This window comes from Rossellomorea marisflavi, assembly GCF_009806575.1.
In the GTDB taxonomy this organism is placed as follows: domain Bacteria; phylum Bacillota; class Bacilli; order Bacillales; family Bacillaceae_B; genus Rossellomorea; species Rossellomorea marisflavi_A.
In genome coordinates this window covers 3,618,848-3,640,660 of the sequence record NZ_CP047095.1, presented here as the reverse complement: position 1 = coordinate 3,640,660, position 21,813 = coordinate 3,618,848, and the positions used below count along the sequence as shown (strand labels likewise).

Sequence of the window (21,813 nt, the reverse complement as noted above, 5' to 3'; positions counted from 1 at the left end):
GACCCCACAAATCCTCCCTTGCACCGTGCAAGGGGGATTTGTTTATATTCAGGTAAGCGGGGAAGTCTATGGCAAAGGGCTTCTGCCATTGGCAATACATCCGGCACATCATAGTATGCCTTAGAGAGGAGAATCGAAATGGGGATCCATCACTACTTTAAAAGTCTATCAGACCTCGAGACGCTCATCCGTTGTCCAGGTCGGTTCAAATATCATCAGCACAATGTGGCCAGCCACTCTTTCAAGGTGACGAAGATTGCACAATTTCTCGGAACCGTGGAAGAACAAGAGGGACAGGATGTCGATTGGAAGTCCCTGTATGAAAAGGCGTTGAATCATGATTATGCAGAGCTTTTCACCGGGGACATCAAGACGCCTGTGAAATATGCGTCGAAGGAACTCAGGGAACTGTTCAGCCAGGTGGAGGATCAGATGGTGAAAAAGTTCATCACAACAGAATTCCCTCCGCAATTCCATGATGTATACAGGAATCGCTTCAAAGAAGGGAAGGACGAGACACTGGAAGGCAGGATTTTATCCGTAGCCGACAAAGTTGATCTTCTGTATGAATCGTTCGGCGAGATCCAAAAAGGGAATCCGGAGCCGCTTTTTATGGAGATCTATCAGGAAGCCCTTTCGACGATCATTAAATTCAAGGAGCTTGCGAGTGTGAAATACTTCCTTGAGTACGTCTTGCCGGACATGCTGGCCGAGAAATTCATCCCCCACAGTGAATTGAAAGAGAGGACGGAACGGATTCTGTCATCAGGGGTCTGATGCCTCTTTCCAGAAGAGGGAATATCCGTTAAACTAATTGATATTCCTTCTTTAAGGAGAGTTGAATGTGTCCAAGATCATTCTGGCAGCCTTCCTGCCCGGCCTCCTCGTCGTATTCTTTTCGAGGGTGACCTATAATCGATATATCGGACTTCTCTTGACCGTGGCACTGATCGCCGCTTCCGTTTCCAAAGGATATACGGACTCCATTCTGCTGATCGTGATCGACGCAGCCAGTTTGACAGCGGGTTTTTGGTACAGCGGGCGGATGAAGGGAAAAGGGCGAAAAAGTGAATAACCGGGCATTCCCAGTAGGGAGTGCTTTTTTTGTTTTCTTGAGTTATGCACAGTTTGTATGCGTTCTCAATTTTAAAGTACACAAGAATTTTGACGAATTGTGGGTAAAGGGTCTTCTTTTCCACAGCACCATAGTGGTTATCAACAGATATATCCACAAGGTGTGTGTAAAAGTCGTCGAATGCTGTCGATTGCCAGCAGGAAGATTGTCGAACCGGAGATTGTCCACAGTTTAAGGCGTCCTGTGGAATAAAAACGAACTTTTGTTCGCTTATTGATGGTTAAATTCCGACCGATTGTGGTAAAATGGGAAGAGACGAATGGACAGTGCAAGGGATGGGTATAGACAAGCATAGAACATACTGTTCCTTACCTATAGGAGGTTTCACGGTGAAAGATCAATTCGAGCTAAAGTCTAAATACAAACCTGAAGGGGACCAGCCCCTGGCAATCAAGAAGCTGGTAGAGGGCATCAAGGAAGGCAAACGCCACCAGACGCTCCTCGGGGCGACGGGAACGGGAAAGACGTTCACCGTTTCCAATGTCATCAAGGAAGTGGAGAAGCCCACTCTTATCATTGCCCACAATAAAACGCTGGCCGGACAGCTCTACAGCGAGTTCAAGGAATTCTTTCCCGACAATGCCGTAGAGTACTTCGTAAGTTACTACGATTACTACCAGCCGGAGGCATATGTCCCTCAGACCGATACGTTCATCGAGAAGGATGCGAGCATCAATGATGAGATCGATAAGCTTCGCCACTCTGCCACCTCCGCACTGTTTGAACGGAAGGATGTCATTATCATCGCAAGTGTATCCTGTATCTACGGGTTGGGTAATCCGGAAGAATACAGGGAGCTTGTCCTGTCCCTGCGCGTTGGGATGGAAATTGAACGTAATCAGCTTTTGAGGAAGCTTGTGGATATACAATATGAACGAAATGATATCGACTTTCAGCGCGGGACGTTCAGGGTCCGCGGTGACGTGGTGGAAATCTTCCCGGCATCACGGGATGAACACTGCATGAGGGTCGAGTTTTTCGGTGATGAAATCGACCGGATCCGTGAAGTCGATGCCCTCACGGGGGAAATCATGGGTGACCGCGATCATGTCGCGATTTTCCCGGCTTCCCACTTCGTCACCCGCGAAGAGAAGATGAAGGTGGCCATCGAAAACATCGAGAAGGAGCTTGAAGAACAGCTCAAGGTCATGAGGGAGGAAGATAAGCTCCTCGAAGCACAGCGTCTGGAGCAGCGGACCCGATATGACCTTGAGATGATGAGGGAGATGGGCTTCTGTTCAGGAATCGAGAACTATTCCCGTCATCTTACGCTGAGACCGCCCGGCTCTACGCCTTACACCCTGATGGATTACTTCCCGGAAGACTTCCTCATCGTCATCGATGAGTCCCATGTGACGCTTCCGCAGGTCCGCGGTATGTTCAACGGGGACCAGGCGCGTAAAAAAGTGCTCGTGGACCACGGATTCCGCCTGCCATCCGCCATGGATAACCGTCCGTTGAAGTTCGATGAGTTCGAAGGGAAGACGAATCAGCTTCTTTACGTGTCTGCGACGCCGGGTCCTTATGAGCTTGAGCACAGTCCGGAAATGGTCGAGCAGATCATCCGTCCGACGGGTCTGCTCGATCCGATTATCGAAGTGCGTCCCATCGAAGGGCAGATCGATGACCTTATCGGTGAAATCAATGAACGGGTGGAAAAGGACGAACGTGTCCTAGTCACCACCCTCACGAAGAAGATGTCCGAGGACCTCAGTGCCTATCTGAAGGAAATCGGCATCAAGGTCCAATACCTGCATTCCGAGATCAAGACCCTGGAGCGGATCGAGATCATCCGTGACCTCCGCCTCGGAAAATATGATGTTCTCATCGGGATCAACCTCCTAAGGGAGGGGCTGGATATACCTGAAGTGTCCTTGGTGACGATACTCGACGCCGATAAGGAAGGTTTCCTCCGGTCCGAACGATCCTTGATCCAGACCATCGGACGTGCGGCCCGTAACAGCGAAGGGAAAGTCATCATGTATGCAGATAAGATGACCGATTCCATGGAGAAGGCGATCAGCGAGACGAAGCGTCGCCGGGAAATCCAGGAAGAATACAACGAGAAGCACGGCATCACCCCGACGACGATCCAGAAGGAAATCCGTGATGCCATCAAGGCCACTCGCGAAGTGGAGGATACAGAGGAGATGGACGGAGGTCGCACAAATGTGTCGAAACTGTCCAAACCGGAGAGACAAAAACTTATTGCCAGCCTAGAAGGGGAAATGAAGGAAGCGGCCAAAGCCCTCGATTTCGAACGGGCAGCCCAGCTTCGCGATACCATTCTCGAGCTGAAAGCGGAAGGATGAACGACTTATGGCGCAGGAAAATATTATTGTACAAGGAGCTCGCGCTCATAATCTTAAAAATATAGATATCACCATCCCGAGGGATAAGCTGGTCGTATTGACCGGCCTTTCGGGTTCAGGGAAATCATCCCTTGCCTTCGACACGATCTATGCGGAAGGTCAAAGGCGTTACGTGGAGTCCCTGTCTGCCTATGCCAGGCAGTTCCTCGGTCAAATGGATAAGCCGGATGTGGATGCCATTGAAGGGCTGTCACCGGCGATTTCCATCGATCAGAAGACGACGAGCCGGAATCCCCGTTCCACAGTAGGGACCGTAACCGAGATCTATGATTATCTCCGACTCCTGTATGCAAGGGTAGGGAAGCCGATCTGTCCGAATCATGGAATCGAAATTACTTCACAAACGATCGAACAGATGGTGGACCGCATCCTTGAGTATCCGGAACGCACGAAGCTACAGGTGCTTGCTCCCGTTGTATCGGGCCGCAAGGGAACTCATGCGAAGACCCTTGAGGATATCAAGAAGCAGGGATACGTAAGGGTGCGGATCGACGGAGAGGTGGAAGACCTCGGCGAAGAAATCACCCTTGAGAAAAATAAAAAGCACACCATCGAAGTCATCATCGACCGCGTCGTGGTAAAAGAGGGCGTGGCGGCCCGCCTATCTGACTCCCTTGAATCAGCACTGCGCCTTTCCGACGGTCAGGTGATCATCGATGTGATCGGGGAAGAGGAGCTTCTGTTTAGCGAGCATCATGCGTGCCCGTACTGCGGATTCTCGATTTCAGAGCTCGAACCGAGGATGTTCTCATTCAACAGTCCGTTCGGGGCATGTCCGACATGCGACGGTCTTGGAACGAAACTCGAAGTCGATAAAGAGCTTGTGATCCCGAACTGGGATAAGACCCTTGATGAGCATGCCATCGCTCCGTGGGAGCCGACAAGTTCACAGTATTACCCTTCCCTGTTGAAGGCGGTTTGTGATCATTACGGGATCCCCATGGATGTACCGGTGAAGAACCTGCCGAAGCACGATATGGACAAAATCCTTCACGGGAGCGGAAAAGACGAGATCTATTTCCGCTATGAGAATGACTTCGGTCAAGTCAGGGAGAATTACCTTCGGTTCGAAGGCGTCATGGCGAACGTGGAGAGACGTTACCGCGAGACAAGCTCCGATTACGTGCGTGAGCAGATGGAGAAATACATGGCTACACAAAACTGTCCGAGCTGCGATGGTCACAGGCTCAAGGAAGAGTCCCTCGCCGTGAAGGTCGATTCCCTTCATATCGGTCAGGTAACGGCCTTCTCGATCCAGGAAGCAGATCAATTCTTTGATGCGCTGGAACTTTCGGAGAAAGATATGCAGATCGCGAGACTTATCCTGAGGGAAATCCGCGAGCGTCTCGGTTTCCTCGTGAACGTCGGGCTTGAATACCTGACCCTCAGTCGGGCTGCCGGTACACTGTCAGGCGGGGAAGCACAGAGGATCCGGCTTGCGACCCAGATCGGTTCGCGTCTGACTGGCGTCCTCTATATCCTCGATGAGCCGTCGATCGGACTTCATCAGCGCGATAATGACAGGCTCATCGATACCCTCAAGAATATGAGGGATATCGGAAACACCCTCATCGTCGTCGAGCATGATGAAGACACGATGATGGCCGCCGACTATCTCGTCGATATCGGTCCTGGTGCAGGGGCCCACGGGGGAGAGATTATCTCGGCAGGAACCCCTCAGGAAGTCATGGATGATGACAAATCTTTGACCGGACAATACCTGTCAGGGAAGAAATTCATCCCGCTTCCGCAGGAAAGACGCAAACCGGACGGCCGTTATCTGGAGATCCTCGGAGCGAAGCAGAACAACTTGAATAACGTAAAAGTGAAGCTGCCCCTCGGCCTGTTCATGGCGGTGACGGGCGTCTCGGGTTCGGGTAAGAGTACCCTTATCAATGAGATTCTCCACAAATCCCTTGCCCAGAAGCTTCATAACGCCAAGTCGAAGCCTGGGATTCATAAAGAAATCAAGGGGATCGAGCATCTCGATAAGGTCATCGACATCGACCAATCCCCGATCGGCCGTACGCCTCGATCGAATCCAGCGACCTATACGGGGGTATTCGATGATATCCGTGACGTATTCGCTACCACGAATGAAGCGAAAGTGCGCGGTTATAAAAAAGGCCGCTTCAGCTTCAACGTGAAGGGCGGTCGCTGTGAAGCCTGCCGCGGTGACGGGATCATCAAGATCGAGATGCATTTCCTTCCTGATGTTTACGTCCCTTGTGAGGTTTGCCACGGGAAACGATATAACCGTGAAACCCTCGAAGTGAAATACAAAGATAAAAATATCGCCGATGTCCTTGAGATGACGGTGGAGGACTCCTTGCAGTTCTTCGAAAACATTCCGAAGATCAGAAGGAAGCTTCAGACCATCTATGATGTCGGCCTCGGCTACATCACCCTCGGACAGCCTGCCACGACCCTTTCCGGAGGGGAAGCGCAGCGCGTGAAGCTTGCATCCGAGCTTCATCGCCGCTCGACGGGCCGCTCCCTGTATATCCTCGACGAGCCGACGACGGGCTTGCATGTGGATGATATTTCACGTCTCCTTGTCGTCCTTCAGCGTCTAGTGGAAAACGGAGACACGGTCCTTGTCATCGAACACAACCTCGATGTCATCAAAGCCGCCGACTATCTTGTCGACCTTGGTCCTGAAGGGGGAGATAAAGGAGGCACGATCGTTGCTACCGGAACTCCTGAGAAGGTGGCCGAAGCGAAGGGGTCGTATACAGGTAAATACTTGAAACCTGTCCTCGAGCGTGAGCGCGAACGGATGAAAAGGAAAGTCAGGGAAAAAGAAGGCGTGACGAACTGATAGAAGCGGAGGTGCCCGGTGCGCCTCCGTTTTATTTTTTTGTCAGGAGGGTATGGGACAGTGATGATATTTTTTTACGGGAATGAAACCTTTGGGCGCTTAAAACGTACATACTATAGAAGCAATGAATGACGGATCAGGTATAACTTTGCCTCGTCGGTTATATTCATGATAGTACTCAGATAATCTGAAAATGGGAGTTGAACGGGTATGAATGAAGAGCGTAAACGTATTTTGGATATGTTGGAGAACGGAACGATTTCTGCTCAGGAAGCCGTGGCCCTTTTGGAAGCACTGGAAAAGAAACCGGAAGAACCGAAACCGAAGGAGAAAAGCTTCGTGGATGAATTTGTTTCGATCTTCCAGGATCCGGACGATAACCACAAGCAAAAGTCGACAACATCCGGTTCGTCTAATTCCAAGGATAAAGTCGTTGATTTCATGAATACGGCCCTCAATAAGATTAAAAACTTCGATTTCGATTTCCAATGGAGTCAATCGGTCGAAGTGTCCCATGTGTTCCAGCAGCCCGAGGTATCCTTTGATAAGATCGATATTGATGTGGCGAACGGCAAGGTCGAGATCCATCCTTGGAGCGGTGGGGAGGTCCGGGTGGAATGCGACGCAAAGGTATATCGGACAGAAGACCGGGAAGAAGGCCTTAAGCAGTTCCATGATACCTCTTCCTTCTCCATTGACGGTGATACGCTTTATTTTGGCACCCAGTCCAAATGGATGAAGGTGAATGCGAAATTCTATGTGCCCGAACATCAGTATAAAAAGATCTCTGTCCGACTGTTTAACGGAGGGCTGAACGCAAACAACCTGGAAGTGGAAGATCTGAAGGCAAAGGCGGCAAACGGTAAGATCATCGTCGAGGGATTGAAGGCGAAGAGGGCCGATGTGGAAACCTCCAACGGAGCCATCACCCTCACCCGTGTCTCAGCCGAGCATGTGGAAGCAGAGTCCATCAACGGGAAGGTCCTCGTCGAAGGTGATATCCTTCATACGGATGCCCAGTCATTGAATGGGAACATCGTCTGCTCCCTGACGGGTGAGAAAGCCGATACCGTCCATGCGAAGACCGTGACGGGAAGCGTCGACTTCTACGTACCGGAGAACATCAACATATCCGGTGAAGCGAAATCGAATCTCGGTGGTTTCAAAATGGAACTTGAGGGTATCGATGTATTGGAAGAAAAAAATGAAGTGGTGCAGAAATCGATCCGCTTCTCTCGTAAAACTGCCTCTCCGGATAAGCTTCATCTCTTTGCTGAAACAAAAACCGGTTCCGTGCTCATAAAAAAGTACGAATCGAAGAATGTTAATAGCAACAAAGAGACGAACTAGAAAGAGGGTATCAACATGAAGAAAACATTGGCACGAACAAGGTCTGATAGAAAGCTGGCAGGGGTGCTCGGGGGCTTGTCGAGGACGGTGGGGATCGACCCCATCATCCTGAGGGTCGCCTTCATCCTGCTTTTGATCCCGACGGGCTTCTTCCCCCTGATCGTGGTGTATGCCCTACTTGCCTTTGTACTGCCAAATGAGGAGGATTCCATCAGATAATGAGGTGGATTATAGGTATACTTATTAATGCAGTCATCTTTATTGCATTAGCTGGTTTTTTTGAAGGATTCCAGGTGACGGGGATCGGAGCCGCCATCTTGGCGAGCATCATCCTGTCATTCTTGAATGTGCTTGTCAGGCCGATCTTGATCATCCTGACGCTGCCGGTTACGATTCTTTCCCTCGGACTATTCCTGTTTGTCATCAATGCCATCACCTTGATGCTGACGGATAAGATCATGGGAAGCAGCTTTGAAATTTCAGGATTCGGAATGGCCCTCGTGGCGAGCATCATTCTATCCGTGTGCAACCTGATCATTCAAAAAGCGGTATTCGAACCGAAACGATAAGCATAAGTAAGTGGCCCGTGCCATCATCAGGCACGGGCCGCTTTTTTGCATGCTTACCATTACCTTGCGCTTTTCCACATAATTGCTAAAATAGGTTAGAGGTACAGCAAGTTGAAGGAGGAGTAAAGAGTGGCAAAAGTGCGCACAAAAGACATCATGGATAAGTTCCATCTTGAGCTTGTAGGTGGAGAAGAAGGATTACATAGACCGATCACGATGAGTGATATTTCAAGACCCGGCCTTGAAATCGCCGGTTATTTCAACTATTATCCTGCAGAGCGGATTCAGCTTCTTGGGAAGACGGAAATCACGTTCCTTGACTTGCTAGACGACGCAGAGCGGAAAAGAAGGCTCGAATCCCTCTGTACCGATATCACCCCAGGCATCATCATCTCTAGGGAACTGGAAGTACCCCCTGAATTGATCGAAGCGGCCAATCGCTATGATGTTCCGGTCATGAGATCACCCATGAAGACGACGAGATTTTCTTCGCATCTCACGAACTACCTGGAAAGCAAGCTGGCACCGACAACGGCGATCCACGGGGTCCTTGTCGATATCTATGGAGTCGGCGTACTCATCACCGGTAAAAGCGGCGTCGGTAAAAGTGAAACCGCACTCGAACTTGTGAAACGCGGCCACCGTCTTGTTGCCGATGATTGTGTGGAAATCAGACAGGAAGATATGGATACCCTCATCGGGAATTCCCCTGATCTCATCGAGCATCTCCTTGAGATCCGTGGTCTTGGTATCATCAACGTCATGACCCTGTTCGGTGCGGGAGCGGTGAGAAGTCATAAGCGCATCACCCTTTGCATCAATCTCGAGCTTTGGGATAAAGCGAAGCAGTATGACCGCCTCGGTCTTGACGAAGAGAAAATGAAAATCATCGACACGGAAATCACAAAGCTGACGGTGCCTGTACGACCAGGACGAAATCTGGCCGTCATCATCGAAGTGGCCGCCATGAACTTCCGTTTGAAGCGGATGGGTGTGAACGCAGCCGAGCAATTCACCAATCGTCTATCAGATGTCATCGAAGACGGCGACCATGACGACATGGATTGAAAAACCGGGTCACGGGCCCGTTGACGAAGGAGAAAAACTATGAACGAGACAATCACGCCGATCGATCCCATTGCCTTTCAGCTCGGTCCCATCTCGGTCCATTGGTATGGGGTCATCATCGGCCTTGGCATCGCACTCGGGATGTATATGGTCATCCGCGAAAGCAAACGCCAGGGACTTCACCCTGATACATTCATCGATCTACTCGTATGGGCGATCCCCATCGCCATCATCTCTGCCCGCATTTACTATGTAGCATTCGAGTGGAATAACTATTATGCCGACCATCCAGAGGACATCATCAAAATCTGGAACGGCGGGATCGCCATCCATGGAGCCCTGATCGGCTCCGTACTCACGACCATCATATTTGCCAAGGTGAAGGGACTTTCCTTCTGGAAGCTCGCCGACATTGCGGCTCCGAGTCTGATCGTCGGCCAGGCAATCGGACGCTGGGGGAACTTCATCAATCAGGAAGCCCACGGCCGTGAAGTATCACGTCAGTTCCTTGAGAATCTGCATCTGCCGAGATTCATCATTGATCAGATGTATATCGACGGATCCTACTATCACCCTACATTCTTGTATGAATCACTCTGGAATGTTGTCGTCCTCATCCTTTTGTTGATCATCCGCCGGAAGGTGAAATCACTGAGAAGGGGAGAATTGTTCCTGACGTATGTAATCGGATATTCGATCGGTCGTTTCTTCGTTGAAGGCATGCGTACGGACAGCTTGATGCTTGGAGACTTCAGATTTGCACAGGTCATTTCCATCGCTCTGATCGTTGTAGCAATCGTGACGATGATCTATAGAAGGAAAACAGGTCTCGCCAATCACTACTACGAAGAGAAAGAAAACGCAAAAAGTTAAAGGGGGAAGATAGCATGCTCGGATCGATCAGAACTGGCGGCCTCGTCGGCTTGAAAACGACCTGGTCCCTCGGGAAGGTGATCTTCCCGATCACGCTTCTCGTCTTCATTCTCCAGTACACCCCTGTCCTGCCGTGGGTCATGGACAGGATCGCTCCATTCATGAAGGTCCTCGGCCTTTCTGGGGACGCGGCGATTCCATTGGTTCTGGGGAATTTCCTGAACCTCTACGCAGGAATCGGGGGAATCCTTTCCCTGGACCTGACGGTGAAGGAAGTGTTCATCATTGCCGTCATGCTGTCTTTCTCCCATAATCTATTCATCGAATCCACTGTGGCTTCCAAAGTTGGCGTGAAGATTTGGCTGATCCTGCTCGTCAGGATCGGCCTTGCCCTCTTGTCTGCCATTGTCATCAACCTTGTATGGGATGGCGGAGCAGAGCTTGCCCAGTACGGAATGATGCCTGCGGAGCAGGCTGACCCTGATGGCTGGGGACAAATCATCCTCCTTGGACTGCAAAAAGCGGGATATGGGGTGATTCAGCTCGCCATCATCGTCATTCCCCTCATGATGATCATCCAGATCATGAAGGATCTCAAGTGGATGGATGTTTTCTCGAGATGGATGGCGCCTGTCACCCGTGCCCTCGGTATGAATGCCAACACGTCCTCCACCATGGTGACGGGTCTGGTCGTGGGTCTTGCCTACGGGGCAGGGGTCATGATCCAGGCGGTGAAAGAAGAAGGTGTAAGCAAGCGGGATGTGACCCTTGCCTTCATCTTCCTTGTTGCCTGCCATGCAGTGGTAGAGGATACGTTGATCTTCATCCCTCTTGGAATCCCGGTGTGGCCGCTGCTGGCCATACGACTCACCACGGCCATCCTGCTTACGGTGACAATCGCCTACTTCTGGCGAAAAGTCGATGTGAAGAAAGAAAAGGAGCGTCAATATGAGGAAGATTACAACCATACTGTTTGACCTGGACGGAACACTGATCGATACAAACGAACTGATCATCTCTTCGTTCCTCCACACCTTGAATCACTTTTACCCGGGTGATTATGATCGCGAGAGTGTCCTCCCGTTCATGGGGCCGCCCCTTCAAGAATCATTCGGAAAATTGAATCCGGAAAAATGTGATGACATGTGTGCCCACTACCGGGAGCACAACCGGGCGCATCACGATGAACTCGTAACGGAATTCGAAGGGGTCACGGAAACGATCGAAACCCTTCATGATCAGGGCTACAAGCTTGCCATCGTCTCCACGAAGTCGCGTATGATGGTTATCCGCGGACTGGAGCTCATGGGGCTGAAACCATACTTCGATGTTATCATCAGCCTTGATGAAGTGGAGCATCCGAAGCCGCATCCGGAACCTGTCCAAAAAGCATTGGAGGCACTCGGATCCAAACCTGAGGAAGCGCTCATGGTCGGTGACAACCACCATGATATCCTTGGTGGACGGAACGCGGGAGTGCTGTCTGCAGGGGTGGCTTGGAGTGCGAAAGGCAAAGCCCATCTGGAGCAGTATGAACCAGACTTCATGCTCGATACGATGAAGGACATCCTGGCGATCGTAGGGGCAGAGTGATGAGACGGACGACAAGGTACCCGGTCGAGGGAGCGAACTCCCTATGGCATGTGTACAAAACCGTCCCCTTCGCCAAAGTGGTGAAGAACTTCCTTGTCATACAGGCAGCGCGGTACACCCCGTTCCTCGCATTGAAGAACCGGCTTTACCGCACGTTCCTCAAGATGGAGATCGGGGAGCAGACGTCTTTCGCCCTGATGGTCATGCTGGACGTCATGTTCCCGGAGAAGATCTCCGTCGGCCGGAATACGGTCATCGGCTATAACACGACCATCCTTGCCCACGAGTATTTGATCAAGGAGTACCGGTTGGGGAACGTTGAGATCGGTTCCGAGGTCATGATCGGAGCAAACACGACGATCCTCCCCGGTGTCGCCATCGGGGACGGAGCCATCGTGTCTGCCGGAACCCTCGTGCATAAAGATGTGCCCCCGGGTGCCTTCGTCGGAGGAAACCCCATGCGCATCATCTATACAAAAGAAGAACTCGCCGATCGCTGGAATGACGACGAGATTTATGGAACCGCCAAAACCGGAAGGGACTGATGTCCTTTCCGGTTTTTTTGATCATGTAGATGGTGGGGGTGAGCTCAGGGACCGATAGAAGGATAGGGTATCTTTTGAAACGAATGAAATACGGTCATCTGTTCTGGCAAGAATGGGAGTATCCAGTTCCCGCTCCCCAGGAACGGAAGTCGGTAATGAAAATCCTTGCCGGAATCAGCTTCAAATCGGTTGACGGAATCGGTAAGAAGCGCTACACTACATGTAACTTTATTTTATTAGTATATTAGCGAACTAAAGGATTGAGAAAGTTCAATCAAGGGAAAAGATCAGATACTACGTTCAAAAGGTGGTTCGTATGACAAAGCTATTCATGTTCGAAAAACCATTGGGGATGAGAGATACATTCCCTGATTTATATGAGGTGAAAGACCAGACGAAAAGCAGGATGGTGGCGGAAATGTCGCGTTGGGGTTATCGCTTCATCGAGACACCGACCCTGGAATACCACGAAACGGTCGGGGATGCTTCTGCCATCCTGGATCAACAATTGTTCAAGCTCCTGGACCAGCAGGGTCATACCCTCGTCCTGCGTCCGGATATGACGGCTCCCATCGCAAGGATCGCGGCATCCAAACTGTTGAAGGACGAAGCGCCGCTGAGGCTCGCTTATTCCGACAGCGTGTTCCGGGCCCAGCAGCGAGAAGGCGGCAGGCCGGCGGAATTTGAACAGGTGGGAATCGAGTGCATCGGTGATCCGTCCGTCAGTGCAGACGGGGAAGTGATCGCCCTGATGGTCGAAACCTTGAGGGAAGCGGGGCTGAAGCATTTCAAAGTCTCGGTCGGTCACATCGGTTTCGTCCAGGAATTGTTCAAAGGGATCGTGGGAACGGACGAGCGGGCCGATATCCTGCGCCGTTTCCTTTATGAGAAGAACTATGTCGGGTATCGCCGACACGTGGAAGACCTCTCCCTGTCTTCCATCGATAAGGAACGCCTGAAGGGATTCTTGAATCTGAGGGGAGCAGACGGTGTCCTCGAAGAAGCGGAAGCACTCCTTGAAGGCAGCAAAGGAAGGGAAGCATTGGATGAACTCCGTGAGCTGTGGGGGATCTTGAAAGATCACGGCGTGGAGGATCATATCAAATTCGACCTCAGCCTGATAAGTCATATGAGCTACTATTCCGGCATCCTGTTCGAGGTGTACGGTGAGAACGTCGGCTTCGCCATCGGGAATGGAGGCCGCTACAATAAGCTTCTTGAGAAATTCGGGAAGGATTCCGGGGCGACGGGCTTCGGACTCCGCCTCGATTACGTACTGGAGGCCCTTCAGGTGAACCTGGAGCGTCCGGAGCAGGAATGCATCCTGTACAGTGATGAGCGCAGGAAGGAAGCGTTCGGACTCGCCCGTGAGCTGAGGGATGAAGGACGATCCGTCGTCCTGCAGAGCCTGCGTGGTGTGAGTGACGTGGATGAGTATACGAAACTATTCAACTCGGTTCATTACTGTATCGGAGCCGGCGGGAAAGGTGGTGGCATCCGATGAGTCTGACCATTGCCATGCCGAAAGGTAGAATTTTTGAAGAGGCCGTAGAGCTGTTGAGGAGAGCCGGATACGATCTGCCGCCGGAATTCGATGATTCACGGAAGCTGATCATCGAGGTGCCGGCAGAAGATCTCCGATTCATCCTCGCCAAGCCGATGGATGTACCAACTTATGTCGAACACGGTGTAGCAGACCTCGGGATTGCAGGCAAGGATGTGATGCTGGAGGAAGAACGGGATGTATACGAGCTCCTCGACCTCCGAATCAGCGACTGCTATCTGGCCGTCGCGGGACTGCCTGATACGAAGATGAGCGATGTGGCACCAAAAATCGCAACAAAATATCCGAATGTTGCCTCATCCTACTTCCGTGAACAAGGGGAGCAGGTGGAAATCATCAAGCTGAATGGTTCCATCGAGCTCGCACCGCTCATCGGACTGGCCGACCGCATCGTGGATATCGTCTCCACGGGCAGGACCTTGAAAGAGAATGGACTTGTGGAGTTCGAAACGATTGTGGATATCACATCGAGACTGATCGTCAATCCGGTGAGCTACCGGATGAAGGACGAGAAAATAGAAGACCTTGTGGACCGATTATCAAAGGTGATCGGGGAATGAAATCGGGAAGGGGGAACCTCAGTGAAAATCGTCGATAACATCAAAGGAGCGTCCATCAAGCGTTCCGTGGACAGTGGAACCGAAGAACAGAGAAGAGCCGTACAGGCGATCATTGCAGAGGTGAAGGAAGCTGGCGATGATGCCCTCTTCCGCCTCACCGGTAAATTTGACGGAGTGGACCTCGAAAGCCTGGCTGTTTCTAATGAAGAAATCGAGGACGCCTTCTCGAGCCTTGATCCCGAGTTGATCACGATCATCGAGGAGGCGGCATGCAACATCCGGGACTTTCATGAAAAGCAGAAGCGCCCTTCTTGGTTTGAAACAAAAGCGGACGGCACCATGCTCGGTCAGAAGATGACCCCACTCGACTCTGTCGGGGTGTATGTGCCGGGCGGAACCGCCGCCTATCCGTCTTCGGTCCTGATGAATGTCCTTCCTGCAAAAGTCGCGGGAGTGGAGCGGATCGTCATGGTTTCTCCACCGGGCAAGGACGGGAAGGTCCCGGCGGGTGTCCTCGTGGCAGCGGAGATCGCCGGCGTGAAGGAAATCTATAAGGTCGGAGGCGCCCAGGGGGTTGCGGCCCTTGCCTATGGAACCGAATCAATCGCATCCGTCGATAAGATCACCGGACCTGGAAATATCTACGTGGCCCTAGCCAAGCGGGAAGTATTCGGCGATGTGGATATCGATATGATCGCCGGACCGAGTGAAATCGTCATCCTTGCCGATGAGCATCAGCATGCCGATGAAATCGCGGCAGACCTGCTTTCACAGGCTGAGCATGACGTCCTAGCATCAGCGGTCCTTGTGACCGATTCGAGGGAGCTTGCAGAAAAAGTTTCCCGTGAGGTGGAGGAGCAGCTTTCAAGCCTTCCGCGAGAAGCGATTGCCAGAAGGTCCATTGAAGAGTACGGCACCATCTATGTCGTTGATTCCATGGAGGAAGGCGTAGAGGTCGTGAATCATCTTGCGCCGGAGCATCTTGAAATCCTGACGGCCAAGCCGTTCGAGACGATGGCCACGATCCGCCATGCGGGTGCGGTCTTCCTCGGAAGGTTCAGTTCAGAGCCTGTGGGCGATTATTTTGCCGGCCCGAATCACGTCTTGCCCACCAACGGAACGGCACGATTCTCAAGTCCGTTGAATGTAGATGAATTCATGAAGAAGACAAGCATCATTTCATATAGTGAAGCAGCCCTGAAGGAACATGGAGACAAGATTGCAAAGCTTGCCAGACTCGAAGGGCTCGAAGCCCATGCAAGAGCGGTAGAGATCCGATTCAAGGGTGAAAAGTAAAAGGAGTGCAGACCATGACGAGAAATGCGACCATCACACGTAAGACGAATGAAACCAATATCAGCCTGTCTTTTGGAGTCGACGGGGAAGGGAACTCGAAGATCGAGACCGGGGTGCCGTTCATGACCCATATGCTCGACCTCTTTACCAAGCACGGCCAGTTCGATACGGTCATCGAAGCGAATGGGGATATCGAAGTGGATGATCACCATACAACGGAGGATATCGGCATCTGTCTTGGACAGGCACTGATGGAAGCCCTGGGTGACAAACGGGGGATCAAGCGATACGGTTCTGCCCTTGTTCCGATGGATGAGGCCTTGGCCCAAGTCGTGGTGGACTTGAGCAATCGTCCGCATCTGGAATTCCGTGCCGAGCTACCGAGTCAGAAAGTGGGGACATTCGATACGGAGCTTGTCCACGAATTCCTCTGGAAGCTCGCCCTGGAAGCGCGGATGAATCTTCACGTCATCGTTCATTACGGCCACAATACCCACCACATCATCGAGGCGATCTTCAAGGCTCTCGGGCGCGCCCTTGATGAAGCAACGACGATCGATCCCCGCGTGAAAGGGATCCCGTCGACGAAGGGGATGCTGTAATCATGATCGGAATCGTCGATTATGGCATGGGGAATTTATTCAGTGTGAGCAAAGCACTGGAAAGGCTCGGTGTCCCGTATGTGATCAGCGATGATCAAGAAGAACTCTTGAAGGCGGACGGGATCATCCTCCCTGGTGTCGGGGCGTTCAAGGATGCCATGGCCCTGTTGGAGTCCACTCATCTGAAGGAAACGATCACGGCCTTTGTACACACAGGGAAGCCGCTCCTTGGCATCTGCCTCGGCATGCAGCTCCTGTTTGATGATAGTGAAGAAAACGGCCGTACAAAGGGACTTGGGCTCCTGCCGGGAACGGTCGTCCGCATCCCCAAGGAAGATCAGGACGGGAACACGTATAAAGTGCCCCATATGGGCTGGAATCACCTCAACTACGCCAAGCCGTCCATCCTGACCGAAGGATTGGAAGAAGGGTACGTTTATTTCGTCCACTCCTACTACGTTCACGAGGGAGAGCCGGATGTGACTGTCGCGTCCGCCGACTACGCCGGCGTGCGGATCCCGGCTGTCGTGAGCCGTGACAATGTATACGGCATGCAGTTCCACCCTGAGAAAAGCGGAGAATTGGGCATGGAACTTCTCAAGAATTTCACAACACGTGTGGAGGTTAGAGCATGAGTTTTACCATCTATCCCGCCATTGATATGCGCGGAGGCAAATGTGTCAGACTGATCCAAGGGGATTACAATCAGGAAACCATCTACGGAGACTCTCCGTTCGACATGGCGGCAGGCTTCGTGGACCAAGGGGCGTCCTGGATCCATATGGTGGATCTGGACGGGGCGAAAGCAGGCTCCCGGGTCAACGGGGAGCATGTCCTGAACGTCGCCAAAAACCTCGGTGCCAAGGTGCAGATCGGTGGAGGGATCCGTACCGAAAACGATATTGACTATTACCTTGATGCAGGGGTCGACCGGGTCATCCTTGGAAGCATCGCTGTATCCCAAACGGAACTCGTGAAAACCTGGATCAAGCGCTACGGGGGAGACCGGATCGTCATCGGGCTTGATGCGAAGGATGGCTATGTGGCCACCCATGGCTGGCTTGAGACGTCGGAGCTTACCGCCATTGACCTCGGGAAGGACCTTGCCGATGCAGGGGCGAAGACATTCATCTTCACGGATATCGCAACAGACGGGATGTTGTCCGGACCCAACGTCGAGGCGAACCGGGAACTGGCAAAGGCGACCGGCGCCTCCGTCATTGCTTCAGGTGGGGTAAGCTCCCTTCATGACCTGAAGACGCTGAAGGAAAGCGGCGTGGGTGGAGCCATCTGCGGCAAATCCCTCTACACGGGGAAATTCACCGTGGCTGAAGCCATCAAAGAGGTGACATCATGCTGACGAAACGAATCATCCCCTGCCTCGATGTAAAGGAAGGACGCGTCGTCAAAGGCATCCAGTTCATCGAACTGCGTGACGCAGGCGACCCGGTGGAGCTGGCAAAGGCCTATGATGAGCAGGGAGCAGACGAGCTTGTATTCCTTGATATCTCCGCGTCCCATGAAGGGCGCGAAACGATGGTCGAAGTGGTGCGGCAGGTAGCAGCAGAGCTTGCAATCCCGTTCACCGTCGGCGGCGGGATCAATTCCGTCGATGACATGAAGCGGATCCTCCGTGCCGGTGCCGATAAAGTTTCCCTTAACACGGCGGCGGTGCTGAGACCGGATTTGATCAAGGAAGGCGCAGATTATTTCGGTTCCCAGTGCATCGTCGTCGCCATCGATGCGAAGAAGGATGTAGAGAACGGGACATTCGGCGTCTACACCCACGGTGGCAGAAAGCTGACCGACCTCGATGCCATCGAGTGGGCAAAGACAGCAGAATCCCTTGGGGCCGGTGAGATCCTCCTTACCAGCATGGACAGCGACGGGGAGAAAAACGGCTTCCATCTTGAACTGACAAAGGCGGTGAGTGAAGCCGTCTCGATCCCGGTCATCGCATCCGGTGGGGCAGGCAATGCCGGGCACTTCAAGGAAGCCTTCACTGAAGGACGGTCCGATGCCGCCCTTGCTGCATCGATTTTCCACTATAAAGAAACAAGCATAGAAGAAGTCAAACGATACTTACGAACGCAGGAGGTGCATGTACGATGACAGAATGGCTTGCAGATGTCGTCTATGATGAGGCGGGACTCGTACCTGCCATCATCCAGGATGCAGGGACGAAGGAAGTACTGACCCTGGCTTATATGAATGAAACATCATTGAAGAAGACGGTGGAGACCGGAGAGACCTGGTTCTATTCACGGTCCCGTCAGGAACTTTGGCATAAAGGGGAAACGAGCGGGAACACCCAGAAGGTACGGAACATCACGTGGGACTGCGATAAGGATGCCCTCCTCGTGATGGTCGAGAAGGCAGGACCGGCGTGCCACACCGGTGCAGAAAGCTGCTTCAGTGAAACCGTACACGGGGAGAAGGCTTCGACCGGGGCAGAAATCCTGAAGACGCTGGAAACGCTCATCGCCGACCGCGACGCAGAGCGTCCGGAAGGGGCCTACACGACCTACCTTTTTGAAAAAGGAGTCGATAAGATCCTCAAGAAAGTCGGAGAGGAAGCATCAGAAGTCATCATCGCGGCGAAGAACCGCGACCCGGAAGAGCTGAAGTGGGAAACCGCCGATCTCTTCTACCACGTCCTGGTCCTCCTGAGAGAGCAGAAACTTCCATTGGATGACGTATTCAACGTGTTGCTGGAGCGTCATAATAAGTAATCCCTCAAGGGGCGGTCCCTGCATATCCTGCAGGTGGCCGCCCCTTAAAATATGGTAGTTCAGTAGAGGTGCGTTGTGTGTTATACTACGGTAGTTACATTACGAACGTTTCGGAGGATTTTGATGAAAAAAGGGTCAAAAACAGTCAGTGAGCAAGCAAAGGTGCTGTCCTTCGTCCCAACTGGTGAGTATTACTTCACGAAAGGGATGAAAGCATACCACCATCGTGAACTGAAAAAATCATTAAAATATTTAAATAGAGCATTACAACTGGAACCATTGGAGCCGATGATCGCATGTCAGCTTTCCATCGTCCTCACAGAACTCGGTGATTTTAAAAAAGCCAATGAGCTGCTGCATGAAATCCTGAAGGATCTTGATCCGCGCATGAGCGAGTGCCATTATTTCCTTGCAAACAACTATGCGCATCTCGGTTTGTTCAAGGAAGCATATGAACAGGTGTCCGCCTACCTTGAAAAGGACCGCTTCGGTGAATTTGCCGAAGACGCCGAAGACCTCCTCGAGCTCCTCGAATTGGATTCCGACCTGATCACCGATGAGCTGTACGAACATGATGACCTGATCGCCAAGCAGGAAAAAGCGAAAACGCAGCTGGAGGCAGGCAACTTCCAGAAGGCGGCCGATACCCTTCAAGGTGTGATCAAGGAGTATCCCGAATTCTGGTCTGCTTATAACAATCTGGCCCTCGCGTACTTTTACCTTGGTGAAGTGGAACAGGCCGCTTCCACTCTGGAAGAAGTGTTGGAGAAGAACCCGGGGAATCTGCACGCCTTGTGCAATACCGCCGTCTTCTACTTTTATCAGCGGAGATTCGATGAGTTGGATGAGCTCATTCTCGGCCTGGAAAAAGTGCGTCCGATCAACTTTGAGCATCGCTATAAGCTCGGCGCGACCTTTGCCCTCATCGGTCATGCGGAGAAAGGCTATGAATGGCTGAAGTCACTGCAAAAGACGGGCTTTGAAGGAGATGCAAGCTTCTTTTACTGGCTTTCACATTCAGCGTTTGAAACCGGAAGGCACGATACGGCCCGGAAGGCATGGAAGAAGGTGCTCGACCTGGCCCCGGAAAAAGAAGGACAGGAACCATGGAGCGGGAAACCGAAAGGCGAAGGATTTGAGAATCATATCTCATCGATCCTGAAAAAGCTCAAAAGCGAAGATGCTGAAGAGCGCCTATTCGGGCTATTCCTGCTGTCTGTGTCTGATTATCAGGAAGCGATTCTTTCCCATGCCGATTTTTGTGAAATCGATGATTTGTCCATTGTGGAGAAGCTTTACCTTGCCCAGATCCTGAATGGCCGGGGAGGGAAGTCGGTGCAGGTGAATGAGATGCTTGAGTCCATCCATGCGACCGCCCTTCACTTGTATAAGAACCACCATCCGATTTCAAGTGTCACGTCCGGCCTGTACCTTACATGGTTCACCGTTGCGTATAGGGGCTTAAAAGAAGGAGAAGACTTTAAGAATACAAAGGCCTTCGCGGCTGCGTTGGAGTACACGTGGTATCGCCTCAGAAGCGAAGCGAAGACAAAGAAGGAAGTCAGCGGACGATACGGGATTTCCCCGTCCACATTGACAAAATATATCGCTACCGTTGAGGATTACCTCTCCTGAGCATATATTTGGACGGTTCTTTCCTAATTTTATAGGATAGACGTAGGAAGTTCATACTAAGGAGGAAACCAAACGGTCCACCCTCCATAGTATTTAAATAAGAACTCTGTTCGGAAGGAGAATCAGCTATGTCAGAAGAGCAAATTTATGATGTCATCATTGCCGGAGCAGGACCTGCAGGCATGACGGCTGCAGTATATACATCCCGTGCGAACCTTTCCACCCTCATGCTTGAAAGGGGAGTTCCAGGCGGGCAGATGGCCAACACGGAAGAGGTCGAAAACTACCCTGGATTCGATACGATCCTCGGTCCTGACCTTTCCAACAAGATGTTCGACCACGCGAAGAAATTCGGAGCGGAATACGCATACGGCGACATCAAGGAAATCATCGACGGGGAAGAGTACAAGATCATCAAAACCGGTTCAAAAGAATTCAAAGCACGTGCCGTGATCATCACAACAGGTGCCGAATACAAAAAAATCGGTGTCCCTGGTGAAAAAGAACTCGGCGGACGCGGTGTTTCGTACTGTGCTGTATGTGATGGTGCCTTCTTCAAAAACAAAGACCTCGTTGTCATCGGAGGAGGAGACTCTGCCGTAGAAGAAGGGGTATACCTCACCCGTTTCGCGAACAAAGTGACCATCGTTCACCGTCGCGATGAGCTGCGCGCCCAGAAGATCCTTCAACAGCGCGCATTCGATAACGAAAAAGTTGATTTCATCTGGAACCATACCATCAAAGAAATCAACGAAGGCAACGGGAAAGTCGGAAGTGTGACACTCGTGTCCACTGAAAGCGGAGAAGAAACAGAATTTAAAGCAGACGGTGTGTTCATCTACATCGGTATGCTTCCGCTGACAAAACCATTCGAAAGCCTCGGCATTACAAATGCAGAAGGCTACATCGAAACGAACGAACAAATGGAAACGAAAGTGCCCGGCATCTTCGCGGCTGGTGACGTACGTGAGAAACAGCTTCGTCAGATCGTTACCGCAACCGGTGATGGAAGCATCGCGGCTCAAGCCGTCCAGCACTATGTAGAAGAACTGAAAGAAAAGGTTAAGCCGGTATAATACGGTGAAAGCCCTGCAGACT

General features: G+C 51.7%; 23 protein-coding genes. All 23 read left to right on the top strand.

Translation table 11 applies throughout. From position 1 onward, the window contains the following. Positions 1-138 precede the first annotated feature (138 nt). The 23 genes from D5E69_RS18935 (at position 139) to trxB (ending at position 21,791) form a co-directional block, all read left to right on the top strand. Positions 139-777: an HD domain-containing protein gene (locus tag D5E69_RS18935; RefSeq protein WP_048006683.1), complete on the top strand. Its 639-nt coding sequence runs from the start codon at positions 139-141 to the stop codon at positions 775-777. Positions 778-844: 67 nt separating this feature from the next. Next, positions 845-1,075, top strand: a complete 231-nt coding sequence (locus D5E69_RS18930; protein WP_048006684.1) for a CsbA family protein — start codon at positions 845-847, stop codon at positions 1,073-1,075. A gap of 389 nt (positions 1,076-1,464) precedes the next feature. Continuing rightward, complete coding sequence (uvrB, locus tag D5E69_RS18925) at positions 1,465-3,447, top strand: excinuclease ABC subunit UvrB (RefSeq protein ID WP_148796339.1); 1,983 nt, start codon at positions 1,465-1,467, stop codon at positions 3,445-3,447. A 7-nt stretch (positions 3,448-3,454) separates the two neighbouring features. Next, positions 3,455-6,328, top strand: coding sequence for an excinuclease ABC subunit UvrA (uvrA, locus tag D5E69_RS18920; RefSeq protein WP_048006686.1), 2,874 nt, complete (start codon positions 3,455-3,457; stop codon positions 6,326-6,328). Positions 6,329-6,538: 210 nt separating this feature from the next. Continuing rightward, complete coding sequence (locus tag D5E69_RS18915) at positions 6,539-7,678, top strand: DUF4097 family beta strand repeat-containing protein (RefSeq protein WP_048006687.1); 1,140 nt, start codon at positions 6,539-6,541, stop codon at positions 7,676-7,678. Positions 7,679-7,693: 15 nt separating this feature from the next. Continuing rightward, on the top strand, positions 7,694-7,897 hold the full coding sequence (locus D5E69_RS18910; RefSeq protein WP_048006688.1) for a PspC domain-containing protein: 204 nt from the start codon (positions 7,694-7,696) through the stop codon (positions 7,895-7,897). Further along, positions 7,897-8,247 carry a phage holin family protein gene (locus tag D5E69_RS18905; RefSeq protein WP_048006689.1) on the top strand — a complete coding sequence of 117 codons (351 nt, stop codon included), beginning with the start codon at positions 7,897-7,899 and terminating at the stop codon, positions 8,245-8,247. Before D5E69_RS18910 ends, D5E69_RS18905 begins: the two co-directional genes overlap by 1 nt. A gap of 129 nt (positions 8,248-8,376) precedes the next feature. Continuing rightward, positions 8,377-9,315, top strand: a complete 939-nt coding sequence (gene hprK / locus D5E69_RS18900) for an HPr(Ser) kinase/phosphatase (RefSeq protein ID WP_048006690.1) — start codon at positions 8,377-8,379, stop codon at positions 9,313-9,315. A 39-nt stretch (positions 9,316-9,354) separates the two neighbouring features. After that, the gene (lgt, locus tag D5E69_RS18895) at positions 9,355-10,188 is read left to right on the top strand and encodes a prolipoprotein diacylglyceryl transferase (protein WP_048006691.1); all 834 of its coding nucleotides are present in this window, start codon (positions 9,355-9,357) and stop codon (positions 10,186-10,188) included. 14 nt (positions 10,189-10,202) lie between these two features. After that, complete coding sequence (locus D5E69_RS18890) at positions 10,203-11,165, top strand: nucleoside recognition domain-containing protein (RefSeq protein ID WP_048006692.1); 963 nt, start codon at positions 10,203-10,205, stop codon at positions 11,163-11,165. Further along, on the top strand, positions 11,137-11,781 hold the full coding sequence (gene ppaX / locus D5E69_RS18885; protein ID WP_048013428.1) for a pyrophosphatase PpaX: 645 nt from the start codon (positions 11,137-11,139) through the stop codon (positions 11,779-11,781). Before D5E69_RS18890 ends, ppaX begins: the two co-directional genes overlap by 29 nt. After that, positions 11,781-12,326: an acyltransferase gene (locus D5E69_RS18880; protein ID WP_048006694.1), complete on the top strand. Its 546-nt coding sequence runs from the start codon at positions 11,781-11,783 to the stop codon at positions 12,324-12,326. Before ppaX ends, D5E69_RS18880 begins: the two co-directional genes overlap by 1 nt. Before the next feature lie 74 nt (positions 12,327-12,400). Further along, positions 12,401-12,574, top strand: coding sequence for a hypothetical protein (locus D5E69_RS18875; RefSeq protein ID WP_156183429.1), 174 nt, complete (start codon positions 12,401-12,403; stop codon positions 12,572-12,574). Positions 12,575-12,642: 68 nt separating this feature from the next. Then, on the top strand, positions 12,643-13,830 hold the full coding sequence (locus D5E69_RS18870) for an ATP phosphoribosyltransferase regulatory subunit (RefSeq protein WP_048006695.1): 1,188 nt from the start codon (positions 12,643-12,645) through the stop codon (positions 13,828-13,830). Next, positions 13,827-14,450: an ATP phosphoribosyltransferase gene (hisG, locus tag D5E69_RS18865; RefSeq protein WP_048013425.1), complete on the top strand. Its 624-nt coding sequence runs from the start codon at positions 13,827-13,829 to the stop codon at positions 14,448-14,450. Before D5E69_RS18870 ends, hisG begins: the two co-directional genes overlap by 4 nt. 21 nt (positions 14,451-14,471) lie before the next feature. Next, positions 14,472-15,746: a histidinol dehydrogenase gene (hisD, locus tag D5E69_RS18860; RefSeq protein WP_159130042.1), complete on the top strand. Its 1,275-nt coding sequence runs from the start codon at positions 14,472-14,474 to the stop codon at positions 15,744-15,746. A 14-nt stretch (positions 15,747-15,760) separates the two neighbouring features. Next, positions 15,761-16,348 carry an imidazoleglycerol-phosphate dehydratase HisB gene (gene hisB / locus D5E69_RS18855; protein WP_159130041.1) on the top strand — a complete coding sequence of 196 codons (588 nt, stop codon included), beginning with the start codon at positions 15,761-15,763 and terminating at the stop codon, positions 16,346-16,348. Between the two features lie 2 nt (positions 16,349-16,350). Then, complete coding sequence (hisH, locus tag D5E69_RS18850) at positions 16,351-16,983, top strand: imidazole glycerol phosphate synthase subunit HisH (RefSeq protein WP_063190649.1); 633 nt, start codon at positions 16,351-16,353, stop codon at positions 16,981-16,983. Next, positions 16,980-17,708, top strand: coding sequence for a 1-(5-phosphoribosyl)-5-[(5-phosphoribosylamino)methylideneamino]imidazole-4-carboxamide isomerase (hisA, locus tag D5E69_RS18845; RefSeq protein WP_159130040.1), 729 nt, complete (start codon positions 16,980-16,982; stop codon positions 17,706-17,708). The genes hisH and hisA overlap by 4 nt, the downstream gene beginning before the upstream one ends. After that, entirely contained in the window at positions 17,702-18,460 is a 759-nt protein-coding gene (hisF, locus tag D5E69_RS18840; RefSeq protein WP_159130039.1) for an imidazole glycerol phosphate synthase subunit HisF, read from the top strand. The genes hisA and hisF overlap by 7 nt, the downstream gene beginning before the upstream one ends. Continuing rightward, positions 18,457-19,080 (top strand): bifunctional phosphoribosyl-AMP cyclohydrolase/phosphoribosyl-ATP diphosphatase HisIE, encoded by a 624-nt coding sequence (hisIE, locus tag D5E69_RS18835; RefSeq protein ID WP_159130038.1) that lies wholly within the window; start codon positions 18,457-18,459, stop codon positions 19,078-19,080. Before hisF ends, hisIE begins: the two co-directional genes overlap by 4 nt. Positions 19,081-19,203: 123 nt before the next feature. Beyond that, entirely contained in the window at positions 19,204-20,715 is a 1,512-nt protein-coding gene (locus tag D5E69_RS18830; RefSeq protein ID WP_048006703.1) for a tetratricopeptide repeat protein, read from the top strand. Between the two features lie 128 nt (positions 20,716-20,843). Next, the gene (gene trxB, locus D5E69_RS18825) at positions 20,844-21,791 is read left to right on the top strand and encodes a thioredoxin-disulfide reductase (protein WP_048013419.1); all 948 of its coding nucleotides are present in this window, start codon (positions 20,844-20,846) and stop codon (positions 21,789-21,791) included. The last annotated feature ends 22 nt before the right edge of the window (positions 21,792-21,813 follow it).